The sequence below is a fragment of the Pseudomonas sp. FA-1 genome, assembly GCF_056856075.1.
The window spans coordinates 1-12495 of record NZ_JBWXTH010000015.1; the positions used below are offsets into that span (position 1 = coordinate 1).

General features: G+C 64.2%; 11 protein-coding genes and 2 pseudogenes. 4 read left to right on the forward strand and 9 right to left on the reverse strand.

All coding sequences use genetic code 11. The features are described 5' to 3' along the window. Window positions 1-629: 629 nt before the first annotated feature. The 4 genes and pseudogenes from AC1MHZ_RS21800 to AC1MHZ_RS21815 form a co-directional block, all read right to left on the reverse strand. Window positions 630-1223 (reverse strand): tRNA-uridine aminocarboxypropyltransferase, encoded by a 594-nt coding sequence (locus tag AC1MHZ_RS21800; RefSeq protein ID WP_084858445.1) that lies wholly within the window; start codon window positions 1221-1223, stop codon window positions 630-632. Between the two features lie 75 nt (window positions 1224-1298). Continuing rightward, window positions 1299-2279, reverse strand: a pseudogene (locus tag AC1MHZ_RS21805) (methyl-accepting chemotaxis protein); the annotation flags it as partial. Between the two features lie 303 nt (window positions 2280-2582). Next, window positions 2583-2864 (reverse strand): annotated as a pseudogene (locus AC1MHZ_RS21810) (PAS domain-containing protein); the annotation flags it as partial. A 139-nt stretch (window positions 2865-3003) separates the two neighbouring features. After that, window positions 3004-3897, reverse strand: a complete 894-nt coding sequence (locus tag AC1MHZ_RS21815; RefSeq protein ID WP_084858443.1) for a LysR family transcriptional regulator — start codon at window positions 3895-3897, stop codon at window positions 3004-3006. Between the two features lie 225 nt (window positions 3898-4122). Between AC1MHZ_RS21815 and speB the strand changes: the two genes are divergently transcribed. Together speB and AC1MHZ_RS21825 are read left to right on the forward strand one after the other, a co-directional pair. Next, window positions 4123-5073 (forward strand): agmatinase, encoded by a 951-nt coding sequence (gene speB, locus AC1MHZ_RS21820; protein WP_043209365.1) that lies wholly within the window; start codon window positions 4123-4125, stop codon window positions 5071-5073. 179 nt (window positions 5074-5252) lie between these two features. Next, window positions 5253-6632 carry a sodium:solute symporter family protein gene (locus AC1MHZ_RS21825; RefSeq protein ID WP_324818397.1) on the forward strand — a complete coding sequence of 460 codons (1380 nt, stop codon included), beginning with the start codon at window positions 5253-5255 and terminating at the stop codon, window positions 6630-6632. Window positions 6633-6705: 73 nt separating this feature from the next. Here the strand turns inward: AC1MHZ_RS21825 and AC1MHZ_RS21830 are convergent, their stop codons facing one another. Together AC1MHZ_RS21830 and ptrR are read right to left on the reverse strand one after the other, a co-directional pair. Beyond that, complete coding sequence (locus AC1MHZ_RS21830; RefSeq protein ID WP_256543834.1) at window positions 6706-6834, reverse strand: PA1414 family protein; 129 nt, start codon at window positions 6832-6834, stop codon at window positions 6706-6708. Window positions 6835-6958: 124 nt separating this feature from the next. Further along, window positions 6959-7852: a putrescine utilization regulator PtrR gene (gene ptrR, locus AC1MHZ_RS21835; RefSeq protein WP_324818400.1), complete on the reverse strand. Its 894-nt coding sequence runs from the start codon at window positions 7850-7852 to the stop codon at window positions 6959-6961. A 106-nt stretch (window positions 7853-7958) separates the two neighbouring features. On the opposite strand from ptrR, the gene AC1MHZ_RS21840 reads away from it, so the two are divergent. Next, entirely contained in the window at window positions 7959-9128 is a 1170-nt protein-coding gene (locus tag AC1MHZ_RS21840; protein WP_324818403.1) for an MFS transporter, read from the forward strand. A gap of 73 nt (window positions 9129-9201) precedes the next feature. Here AC1MHZ_RS21840 and AC1MHZ_RS21845 read toward each other — a convergent pair whose 3' ends face one another. Both AC1MHZ_RS21845 and AC1MHZ_RS21850 read right to left on the reverse strand, forming a co-directional pair. After that, window positions 9202-10128 (reverse strand): DMT family transporter, encoded by a 927-nt coding sequence (locus AC1MHZ_RS21845; RefSeq protein WP_084858439.1) that lies wholly within the window; start codon window positions 10126-10128, stop codon window positions 9202-9204. A 106-nt stretch (window positions 10129-10234) separates the two neighbouring features. Further along, the gene (locus AC1MHZ_RS21850) at window positions 10235-10627 is read right to left on the reverse strand and encodes a transcriptional regulator (protein WP_084858438.1); all 393 of its coding nucleotides are present in this window, start codon (window positions 10625-10627) and stop codon (window positions 10235-10237) included. 161 nt (window positions 10628-10788) lie between these two features. On the opposite strand from AC1MHZ_RS21850, the gene AC1MHZ_RS21855 reads away from it, so the two are divergent. Beyond that, window positions 10789-11061, forward strand: coding sequence for a hypothetical protein (locus tag AC1MHZ_RS21855; RefSeq protein ID WP_084858437.1), 273 nt, complete (start codon window positions 10789-10791; stop codon window positions 11059-11061). Window positions 11062-11112: 51 nt separating this feature from the next. Here AC1MHZ_RS21855 and AC1MHZ_RS21860 read toward each other — a convergent pair whose 3' ends face one another. Continuing rightward, window positions 11113-12477, reverse strand: coding sequence for a DEAD/DEAH box helicase (locus tag AC1MHZ_RS21860; protein ID WP_084858436.1), 1365 nt, complete (start codon window positions 12475-12477; stop codon window positions 11113-11115). Window positions 12478-12495 lie beyond the last annotated feature (18 nt).

The following is a 12495-nucleotide window of genomic DNA, read 5'->3' on the forward strand; positions in this document are numbered from 1 at the left end:
GGGCGCGGCGAAGGGCCATCCATGGCCCTGCGCCGCTTGCCGGGCATCCATGCCCGGCACCCACCTCCGTAATGCCTATGCTCGGCCTCCTGACGTCGCGATTGGCGGCGCCTGGTCTAACGTGTAAGAAAGAGCGAAAGCGGTGGCGGCGACAGCGGCGAAAAATCATACTGATTGGTTGGCTGTTCTGGCCGAATCGCGGGCAAGCCCGCTCCCACAGACAGCACAATTCTTAAGCTCGCGCCGTCCCGCGATTGGCCCGTGAGCCCGCCGCCAATCCCATTGAAAAAACAACGCCAGCCCAGGCGCCACCCGTAACTTGCGCCCCGTCAGGAGGCCGAGTGGAGGTATTGCGTAGGTGGGTGCCGGGCATGGATGCCCGGCAAGCGGCGCAGGGCCATGGATGGCCCTTCGCCGCGCCCCACCGGAGCGATGCCGGAGCGAGGGAACCCCGGCGCACAGCGCCGGGGCCGGATGCAGGGGCGCGCGGCTTTGGTTACTTTGGCCAAGACCAAAGTAACCCGCCGTAAGGGCGGAAAGGTGACTCAGCGTCGATAAAGCAAATGGCTTTATCCCAAAACCCAAAACCAACCAATCAACCAAGCAACCAGCAACCAGCAACCAGCAACCTACTGATGATTGCGCTCAAACGTCTCCCGCCCCATGGCCCTGATCTGCCCCTCGATCAATGCATCGAACGGCTTCAACACCTCATCGAAGCACAATGGCGACTCCAGGACATTCAACGCCTCCACCACAGCTTCGACCGTCGACAAAGCCCCCTCCCCCGGCGCCTTGCGCAATCGATAGCGCGATGCCCGCACTTCTCCGAGCGTCACCCGCGGCAATGCCGCCAACAACGGATTCAGGTACAGCAGCTTGCGCGCCTTGCGCCAGGTACCATCAGGCACGATCAGCATCAAAGGCAGCTCGTCATCACCCTCGTAGGCCCGCAAGACCCCAGCCTCGTCCCCCGGAAACAACACCACCGGCCGATATCCAGGCGTCGCCAGCAACCGCTCGAGATCATCGAACACCTCACCCACCCGCAACTCGCCATTGACCAGCCCAAGGGCCGCCAAGCGCGCGGTGTTCAAGGCATGCGAAGTCTCGCTCGGATGCTGCAGCACGACCACCCGGGTACGGCTGTCGAGGCTGGGAATCAATGGGCAAAGGCAATGGTCAAGCGGACGCAGGCAGCGCTCGCAACGGGGTCTGGACATAGGCTTCTCCTTACCCGCGCAGTGTGCCACAGCACACGGGCAAAGCCCCCACATCCTTGTGGGGTAAGCACGATGTCAGCGGTTGAAGCGCTCCGCCAGGCTGTGCAGGTATTCGGCCATGCGCTCCAGGTCCTGGCTGATCTCTGCGCCCTGCTTGGCCTGCCCCGCGCTCTCGTCGCACAGGTGCGCGATACGCACGATCTGCTGGTTGATGTCTTCGGCGACATGGCTCTGTTGCTCGGAAGCCGTCGCCATCTGCTGGCTCATCCCGGTGATGCGGCTGACCGCCTGGACGATGCCCGACAATGCCTGCTGCACCGCCTCGACACTCTGCACGCTGTCACGGGAAATCTGCTCGCCACGGTTGGCCGTGCTCACCGCGCGCTCGGCCCCTGAGCGCAGCGAAGCGATGATCTGGTGGATCTCCTCGGTGGACGCGCGGGTACGCTGGGCCAGCGAACGCACCTCATCGGCCACCACCGCGAAGCCTCGCCCTTGCTCACCCGCCCGCGCCGCCTCGATGGCGGCGTTGAGCGCCAGCAGGTTGGTCTGCTCAGCGATGGAGGTGATCACATCCACCACGCTGCCGATCGACTGGGTCTGCTCGGCCAAGGCATTGACCGCCTGGCCGATATCGTTGACCGCATCGCTCATGCTGCCCATGGCCTTGAGGCTCTGCTGCGCCAGATCGCTGCCCTGCTGGGCCAGTTGGTCGGCGTCGCTGGCGGCATGGGCGGTGCTCTGCACGTTGTGGGTGACCTGCTGGATGGTCGCGGCCATCTGCGCGATGGCCGTGGCCGACTGGTCGGTCTCGCTGCGCTGACGATCGAGCATCTGAGCCTGGGCGTCGGACAGGCCTGCCGATTGCGCCGCCCGGGACTTGACCCCCACCCCTGCATCCACCAGTCGGGTCAAGGCGGTCTGCAAGCGCGCCTCCTCGCTGATGATGGCCAGGTCCAGTTGCCCCTGCAGGCCTGGGTTGTCGCTGTAGGTCAGCGCCACCAGCGGGCTGGTGAAGGCCTTGGGATGCTCGGCCAAAGTACGGCGGATGGCCTGGTTCTGCCGATGTTCGATCCAGTACCAGGCACCGAGCATGCTCGCCATCAGCACACCCAGCGCCGCATATTGCGGCAGCCAGAGATAGCCGGCGGCCGATACCAGGCCGGCACCAACCAAGGGCAGGCCATGCTGCAGCCCATGCCCCAGGCGTGCGACCAAGGGCACGGCAGAGCGATTACCGCGCAAGCGCGCATAAAGCGCCTCGGCGCGGCGGATCTGGTCGCGACTGGGCACCGAACGCACCGACTCGTAGCCGCTGATACGGCCATTCTCGTAGATGGCCGTGACGTAGGCACTGACCCAGTAGTAATCACCATTCTTGGCGCGGTTCTTGACCACGCCCATCCAGGGTTTGCCCTGCTTGATGGTTTCCCACATGTGGCCGAACACCGAAGGCGGCATGTCCGGGTGACGTACCAGGTTGTGCGGTTGGCCCACCAACTCCTCATAGGTGAAACCGCTGATCGCCACGAACGCATCATTGCAATAGGTGATGCGGCTGTTCAGGTCGGTGGTGGAGATCAGCCGCTGGTCGTTGGGGAAGGTTCTTTGGTGCTCGGTGACGGGCAAATTCATGCGCATCGTGGCAGTCCTTGCTTCATGTAGATGATGGGAAATTTCATCAAAGCAAATAGATATTTAGCAGAGTGCCATCACTCCAGTCGCGTGCCTTGGACGAAAATTTACACAGCCTGACGTAATGTTCTGAAAGCGACCCTTCTCAGCTGACGTTGAGCTGCGACTTGAGCAGGTCGCGGAAGGTCTGGATCAACGGTTCGCGGCTTCTGCCACGGCGAATGATCATGGAGAACGGTGCTTGGTAGCCAAAGGTGGCAGGCGACAGCACCCGCAGGTCGCCCTTGTCGACCCAGGCCTGGGCATAGTGCTCGGGGAGGTAGCCGATGTAGGCGCCGGAAAGAATCAGGATCAATTGCGCCTCCATGCTTTCCACCGTTGCGGCACTGTGCTTGAACCCATGCCGGGCCAGCTCTGCCTGGCTCCAATAGCCCCGCCCGACCATGCGCTGCTGGGTGATCACCTCTTCAGGGACCCGACGCTCGCCGAACAGCGGATGCCGACTGCTGCAGTATAGCCAGTGCTGCTCACGGTAGAGCGGCTGGTACACCAGGCCGCTCATGCGCGAGGAGAACGCGCCGATGGCCAGGTCCAGGCGATTGTCCTGCACGCCCAGTTGCAGCTCGTAGGGGCTGGACACCGACAGGTGCAGGTGCACCGCCGGATGCTCCTGGCTGTAGGCACCGATGGCCTCGGCCAGCGGCAAGGCCCGGTCACCGACCGTGGAGTCGATCACCCCCAGGTTGAGGGTGCCGCGCAGTTCGCCCTTGAGGGCCGCGGCATACTGTTCGAAACCATCGAGCTCGGCCAGCAGGCGCAGGGTCTCCTGGTGGAACAGCTCGCCCTTGCTGGTCAGGCTGAAGCCCCCTCGGCCACGGTGGCACAGGACGATACCCAGGGCACTTTCCAGCTGGCTCATGTAGGTGCTGATGGCCGAAGTGGAGAGGTTCAGCTCACGCTGGGCATTGGCGAAGCCCTGGTGGCGGACCACGCTGACGAAGATACGCAACAGTTTCAGGTCGGGCAGTGAAGAGGCCATGGTGCAGCGGTTCCGCAGGGTGGAGATCGGCAGAGTCTAACCCGCTGTCGAGCATTAGTTTAGAAATTACTGAAGTAAGTATTTGCGTGTAGCGATTCCTCCTGCCCACTACCTTGCGCAGACTTGGTCGCAATGTCCCTGCCCGCCGGCGCCACCTTGCCAGCCAGGCACGCGGCGGCACAGGTTCGAACAAACAGAACAATCGACCGACTGATGAGGCCCACCGTGGAAAAGATTCTCCACCAACCACTGGGCGGCAACGAAATGCCGCGTTTCGGCGGCATCGCCACCATGCTCCGTCTTCCCCACCTGCAAAGCGCCGAAGGCCTGGACGCCGCGTTCATCGGCGTACCGCTGGACATCGGTACCTCGCTGCGCTCGGGTACCCGCTTCGGTCCGCGGCAGATCCGTGCCGAGTCGGTGATGATCCGCCCGTACAACATGGCCACCGGTGCCGCGCCATTCGACTCGCTGTCGGTAGCCGACATCGGTGACGTGGCCATCAACACCTTCAACCTGCTCGACGCCGTGCGCATCATCGAAGAGGCCTACGATGAAATCCTCGAGCACAACATCATCCCCCTGACCCTCGGTGGCGACCACACCATCACCCTGCCGATTCTGCGCGCACTGCACAAGAAGCACGGCAAGATCGGCCTGGTGCATATCGACGCCCACGCCGACGTCAACGATCATATGTTCGGCGAGAAGATCGCCCATGGCACCACCTTCCGCCGTGCCGTGGAAGAAGGCCTGCTCGACTGCGACCGTGTGGTACAGATCGGCCTGCGCGCCCAGGGCTATACCGCCGATGACTTCAACTGGAGCCGCCGCCAGGGCTTCCGTGTGGTACAGGCCGAGGAGTGCTGGCACAAGTCGCTGGAACCGCTGATGGCCGAAGTACGCGAGAAGGTCGGTGGCGGCCCGGTGTACCTGTCGTTCGATATCGACGGCATCGACCCGGCCTGGGCACCGGGCACCGGTACCCCAGAGATCGGCGGCCTGACCACTATCCAGGCGATGGAGATCATCCGTGGCTGCCACGGCCTGGACCTGATCGGCTGCGACCTGGTCGAGGTCTCGCCGCCCTACGACACCACCGGCAACACCTCGCTGCTGGGCGCCAACCTGCTGTTCGAGATGCTCTGCGTGCTGCCAGGCGTCGTGCGCCGCTGACCTGCAGGCGCGGCCTTGCGCCGCGCCTACGGCTAGCACGACACGAGCAACTGCTTGACCCCGGCAGGAGCCATGAGGGAGGGCCATAGAGGCCCGCCAACACAAGACAGGACCGCCGGGCGCCGTGAGTCGCCTGACTGGTCGATCTCGCCATAATAAAGATAATCGGGAGACCCCCAATGGCCTTGGACATCATCGTTGTACTGATCTATGCCGCCGGCATGCTCGGCCTCGGCTGGTATGGCATGCGGCGTGCGAAGACCCACGAAGACTACCTGGTGGCCGGGCGCAACCTCGGCCCGACCCTGTACATGGGCACCATGGCCACCACCGTACTGGGCGGTGCCTCCACCGTCGGCACCGTGCGCCTGGGCTATGTCCATGGGATTTCCGGCTTCTGGCTGTGCGCCGCACTGGGCCTGGGTATCATTGCGCTGAACCTGTTCCTCGCCAAGCCGCTGCTGCGCCTGAAGATCTTCACCGTCACGCAGGTACTGGAACGCCGCTACAACCCGATGGCACGCCAGGCGAGTGCGGCGATCATGCTCGCCTATGCGCTGATGATCGCGGTCACCTCGACCCTGGCCATGGGGACCGTGCTGCAGGTGTTGCTCGATGTGCCGTTCTGGATGGCCCTGCTGTTCGGCGGTGGCGTGGTGGTGGTGTACTCGACCATCGGCGGTATGTGGTCGCTGACCCTGACCGACATCGTCCAGTTCATCATCAAGACCGTGGGCCTGATGTTCATCCTGCTGCCGGTGTGCCTGTACAAGGCCGGTGGCTGGGACACACTGGTGGCCAAGCTGCCGGCGGCCAGCTTCAGCTGGACCACCATCGGCTGGGACACCATCATCACCTACTTCCTGATCTACTTCTTCGGCATCCTGATCGGCCAGGACATCTGGCAGCGGGTGTTCACCGCCCGTGACGAGAAGGTCTGCCAGCGCGCCGGTACCACCGCAGGCATCTACTGCGTACTGTACGGCCTGGCCTGCGCCCTGATCGGCATGGCCGCCCATGTGCTGATGCCGGACCTGGCCAACCCGAACAACGCGTTCGCCGAGATGATCAAGGGCCAATTGCCCGAGGGCATCCGTGGCCTGCTGATGGCCGCAGCCCTGGCTGCGATGATGTCCACCGCCAGCGCCGGTCTGCTGGCTGCATCGACCACCCTGACCGAGGACTTGCTGCCGAAGCTGCGTGGCGGCAAGCAATCGAGCCTGGGCGTCAACCGCCTGTTCACCCTGCTTACTGGCTTGGTGGTGTTGGGCATCGCCCTGGCGGTGAACGATGTGATCAGCGCTCTGACCCTTGCCTACAACCTGCTGGTCGGCGGCATGCTGATCCCGCTGATCGGGGCGATCTTCTGGAAGCGCGCCACCACCGCCGGGGCGATCTCCAGCATGTCGCTGGGCTTTGCCACTGCACTGTTCTTCATGTTCAAGGACGGTCTGGATGCCAACACCCCGATCTACTACAGCCTGGCGGTCGGCCTGGTGAGCTTCGTGGTGGTCAGCCTGCTGTCGCGCCGCCCGGTGGGGGCCGTCAACCTGGCCTGAGCCTTGGGCAGGCGTGAAAAGCCGCCATGACTGAAAAGGCCGCTGCATCATCGGATGCGGCGGCCTTTTCGTTTCAGCGGCGACGCGGTTGGCGCTTGCGCTGCTCTTCGTCGGTAGGGATCGGCACCGGCTGCAGCGGAGGTGGGAGCAAGCCCAGGGCGACGGCGAGGTCGTGGAGCCAGTTGTACATTCGATTGTTCATAAATGCCCCCTCACGGGTCAGCCTCACGGCGATTCAATCCTGCGATGCTTCATACAGATCATAGTCCCATGTCCTGTATTACGCATGCTTCTGCTCCTACAGATAAGGGCGAGTTTGACGCGGATCAAGCGCAAACGCCGCCTGCCGACGGTCGGTCAATTGTTTCCCCTTGTTGCACGTCGATCCAGGCCTGCAGGTTGGCGCCGCACATGCCCTGGCGCCACATCAGCCAAGTGACCGCATGGTCGAAGGGTGCCTGCAGGCGGTGGGCACGAACCTGGTCGCGTCCAGGCAGGCTGTCGAGCATGGACTGCGCCATCAGTGCCACCCCGGCCCCGGCGATCACACAGGCCAGCATGCTCTGGTACGACTCGATCTCCATGACCCGGCCCATGGGCGTATGGTCATGGGCATACCAGGCCTCCAGGCGCATGCGGTAGGAGCAGCCCTGGCGGAAGGTGAACACCGCCTTGCCGGCAACATCCCGGGCGCTATGCACCGGGACATGCTCGGGCCGCGTGATCAGCACCAGAACCTCCTCGCACAACGGCACACCATCCAGCCCGGCCAGGCTCGGCGGGCCATCGACCAGGGCAGCGTCCAGGCGATGCGCCAGCAGCCCTTCGAGCAACTCACCGCTGGGCGCCGCCCGCACCTGCAGGTTCACCGCTGGGTAGGCCTGGTGATAGCGGGCGAGCAAGGTCGGCAGATGAATCGCCGCAGTGCTGTACATGGTGCCGAGGGTGAAATCACCGGCTGGCTGGCCGCCCTGCACTGCGGCCATGGCCTCGTCACGCAGGGCGGACAGGCGATCGGCGTAATCGAGCAGCACCTTGCCCGCCGGCGACAGCTGCAAGCGCTGCCGCTCGCGCAGGAACAACTCCACACCCAACTGCTCCTCCAGCTGGCGCAAGCGGGTCGACAGATTCGACGGCACCCGGTGCAAGCGTTCGGCGGCCCGGGTCACCGACCCCTCTTGCGCGACGGCCTGGAAAATGCGCAGTTGGCTGAACTCCATTACCTTCTCCAAAACAGAACAACTTGATCATCATTATTCAATTTTTTTGAAAGTCAATCCGCCCTACCCTGCCACCCATCGCGTCTATTGGTGCAGGAGTCGCCGCATGTCCCCCCTCGTACAACTGCTGGCCAGCGCCGTTGCCCTGATGATGGCCATGGGCATCGGCCGCTTCGCCCTGACCCCGCAACTGCCGCGCTTGATCGCCGAAGGCCAGATCGACCTGACGGCGGGCGGCCTGGTGGCTGCCGCCAACTACCTGGGCTACTTTTTCGGCGCAGTGGACGGCATGTTCGCCCGCCGCCCGGCCCAGGTCCGTCTGCGCCTGCATGCCGGCCTGTGGCTGTGCGTGCTGCTGACCCTCGCCTCGTGGGCGGCACAGGGTTTCTGGAGCCACCTGTTGCTGCGCTTCGGGACCGGTGTGGCCAGCGCCTGGGTACTGGTGATGATCACCAGCCTCAGCCAGCAACTGGCCGCCACCCACGCTCGCCCTCGCCTGGGAGCGCTGGTGTTCGCCGGGCCCGGCATCGGCATCGCTGTCACCGGCTTGCTCGCCCTGGGGGCCCACCTGATGGGCCTAGGGTCAGCGACGCTGTGGCTGATCTATGCGCTGGCCGCCCTGGTGATGTTGTTGGCCGTGCTGCCGTGGTTGCCCCGGATGCAACCGACCACGGCGGTTCCGGCCGTACCCCAGGACGGCACCACCCAGCCGGGCATCGCGCGATTGGGGTTGGTCTATGGGCTATATGGCATCGGCTATATCCTGCCGGCGACCTTCCTGTCGCAGATGGCCAGCCAGCAGTTCCACGGTCAGTGGCAGGCCGATCTGTTCTGGCCAGCGTTCGGCCTGGCGGCTGCGTTGGGGGTCGTGCTGGTCAGCGTGCGACGCCCAGCCCGCACGTCCCATTGGCTGAGCGCGACGCTCTGGTTGCAGGGGCTGGGGGTACTGGCCTGCCTGTTGGGCAACGGGTTCGGCCTGGCCCTGGGCGTGCTGTTGTGCGGCGCGCCTTTCCTGGCCTGCATGCAGCTGGTGATGCGGCGTTCGCAGGAGCTGGCGCCCCACGCCACCCAGCGCAACGCCGGGCTGCTCACCGCCTGCTTCGCCCTCGGCCAGCTCAGCGGGCCGCTGCTGGCGGCCGTGAGCAACCATTACGGTGGGAGTCTGCAGCCTGCCTTGCTGCTCGCTGCGGGTGGGTTGGGTGTCGCCGGGGGGTTGGTGTTGGTTGGCGAACACGGGGGGAGGCTTCAGCCGGTCGGGCGTTGTACTTCGACTTGACGGCGCCGGGGCTGCGTTGCAGCCCTTTCGCGGCGCAAGGCCGCTCCTACAGGGGCGGCGCGGCTGCGCCTGTTCAGCCGACCAGCTTGCGCAATTGCTGGCGCACCCAAGGTTCGGCACTGACAAGGATGACCCCGCACAGCACCATCACCGCGCCCAGTACGAAGTTCAGGCTGAGCGGTTCACCCAGCAACACCACACCAAAGGTCACGCCGAACAGCGGTGTGATGAAGGAGAACACCGCAAGGTTCGATGCCAGGTACTTGCGCAGCAGCCAGAACCAGGTCAGGTAGCTGATGAACGACACCACGATGGCCTGGAACAGCACACTGCCCGCTGCCAACGGCGTGAAGGCGACCATGCCCACCTGCCCACTGATCACGGCGATCAACAGCAACCCGACGAAGCCCACCAGCAATTGGTAGAACAAGGTCAGGTCGGCAGGCGCCTCCGACAACCGCGACCCGCGCACCACCACGGTGGTCGCACCCCAGGCCAGGCCCGCCAGTACACCGAAGGCATCGCCAAGCAGCACCCGGCCATCGAGCTGGTCCCACGACAAGCCACCGGCAAAGGCCATGGCGATGCCGCCGAACGACAGCAGGATGCCCAGCCACTGCAACAGCCGCAGCCGCTCGCTCGGCAACATGAAATGCAGCCCCAGGGCGGTGAACACCGGTGCGGTGTAGAGAAACACCGACATATGCGCTGCGGACGTCAACTTCAGGCCCTCGGCGATGAACAGGAACTCCAGGCCGAACAATACGCCCGACAGCAACCCCGCCCGCCAGGTGCTGCCCACCATGCTCCAGCCACCCCGCCAGCACACCAGGATCCCCACCAGTACCGCGGCGATCCCTGAACGCAGGGCCGCTTGCATCACCGGTGCGATATCGCTGGCAGCCCATTTGATCATCACCTGCTGGCTGCCCCAGATCAGGCACAGCACCAGCATCACCTGCAGGGCGAAGGCATCGGTGTTCTTGCGGGCCGCGCTCATGGGCGGCCCCCTTGGCGTATCGATGGCATGGGCACGGTCTCGACGATGGCAGACAAGCCCCGATTATCAGGTTTGCAGCCTTCTCCACGCCAGCCTCAAAACGACCTCAGGCGATCTGAGCTTTTGCCGCCACCTGTTCGAACGTCGTCTCGTCCAGGGCATCGTCCTGCTCGTCCAACACCTGGCGCGGGTGCTCGAAGCCAGGGATGCTGCTGTCGATCAGGCTGAGCAAGCGCGAGCCTCGCTCGGTGAGGACGAAGTTCTCGCCGTTGCCGCCGTCCTCTTCCGGCCGGCTTTCGATGAAGCCACGCTCGAAGAGGATCTTCTCGTATTCGCAGGCACGGGTCTTCAAATGGTCCAGGTCGCCCACCGGCTGGCCGGTGGCGGCCAGCGCCGCCGCATGCTGCTCGGCATAGGGCCGTGGCGTGAAGCTGTGGCCGGCGCTGTTTTGCACTTCATGCAACAGACGCTCGATCAAGTCCCAGTCGTAGGTGCTCATGGAGGTGGCCTCCTGCTGTGAACGGTTGGGGTACACAGCATGGGACCGAAAGGCAGTGCGGGGTGTTCCAAGTGAAAATCGGCAACAGGCTGCCGTTATCGGTGTGAACTTCCAGGCGACACACTTTTCAACCGCATATACCCCTGCTGGAGATCGAACGGATGAAACGGTTACTGCCCCTGGCCTGTGCCAGCGCCCTGTTGTACGCCCTGCCCAGCTGGGCCTGCACACCGGAGGAAGCCACCCAGAAACGCGAGGAACTGGCCGGACTGGTCACCCAGCTGACCGAGCAGGATCCGCAGAAGGCCAAGGAGATCAACGAGGAATTGCAGGGCATGGACCTGGGCACGGCCAGCAAGGACCTGCCGGACAAATGCCAGTTGATCGACAAGCGGATCAAGGAATTGAAGGAAGCGGAAACCAAGGCGGACTAGGGAACTGCCTTCAGGGCTGCTTTGCAGCCCTGAAACCAGGCCGCCAGAACATCACTCAGCCTTCGGTGCCCGCTTCTTCAAAGGCGCCATGCCATCGGCGCTGGCCAGAGGCGCCTTGGCCTTTGGCTTGGCTGCCGGCTTGCGCTTGGCGGTAGCGCCCTTCTTCTCGGCGGCCTTCTTCTCGACCTTTTTCTTCTTGGTGCCAGCCGCCTTGCCGGAGGCCTTGACCTTCTTCGGCCCGTTGTAGGTGCCCTTGACCTCCTTGATGACCCGGCGCTCGAATTGCTGCTTGAGGTAGCGCTCGATGCTCGACATCAGGTTCCAGTCGTTGTGGCAGATCAGCGAGATCGCCAGGCCTTCGGCGCCGGCACGACCGGTACGGCCGATACGGTGCACGTACTCGTCGCCACTGCGCGGCATGTCGAAGTTGATCACCAAGTCCAGACCGTCGATGTCCAGGCCACGGGCGGCCACGTCGGTGGCGACCAGCACCTTGGAGCCGCCCTGCTTGAAGCGATCGATGGCCAGCTTGCGGTCCTTCTGGTCCTTTTCGCCGTGCAGCACGAACGCCTTCACCTCCTTGGCCACCAGATGACCGTAGATGCGGTCGGCCAGGGCCCGGGTATTGGTGAAGATGATCGCCTTCTGGTAGGTCTCGTTGGCCAGCAGCCACTGGACGATCTGCTCTTTGTGCTGGTCATGGTCGGCAGTGATGATCTGCTGGCGGGTGCCTTCGGACAGCTGCGAGACACTGTTGAGCATCAGGTGCTCGGGGTCCTTGAGCACCTTGCCGATGATGTCGCGCAGCGCCGCGCCACCGGTGGTGGCCGAGAACAGCAGGGTCTGCTCGCGGTTCTCGCACTCCTTGCACAGGCGCTCCATGTCTTCGGCGAAGCCCATGTCGAGCATGCGGTCGGCTTCGTCCAGCACCAGAACCTGGACGTGGGAGAGGTCCAGGTTACCGGCGTTCAGGTGTTCCAGCAGGCGGCCCGGGGTGCCGATCAGGATGTCCGGGACCTTGCGCAACAGTGCGGCCTGCTCCTTGAAGTCCTCGCCGCCGGTGACCAACCCGGACTTTACATAGGTGAACTGGGAAAAACGCTGCACTTCCTTGAGGGTCTGCTGGGCCAGCTCGCGGGTCGGCAGCAGGATCAGTGCCCGGATCTCCACGCGACGCTGGCGCAGGTCGACCAGGCGGTTGAGCAGCGGCAGCACGAAGGCGGCGGTCTTGCCGCTACCGGTCTGCGCGGTCACCCGCAGGTCACGCCCTTGCAGGGCCAGGGGAATGGCCGCCGCCTGCACCGGGGTCGGCTCGACAAAGTTCAGCTCGGCCACGGCTTTGAGCAGGCGTTCGTGCAGGGCGAATTGGGAAAACACGGGTGTACCTCGGGCAGTCGCTGGAAATTCAAGTTGCATAGGGTAACGTTTTCCGTG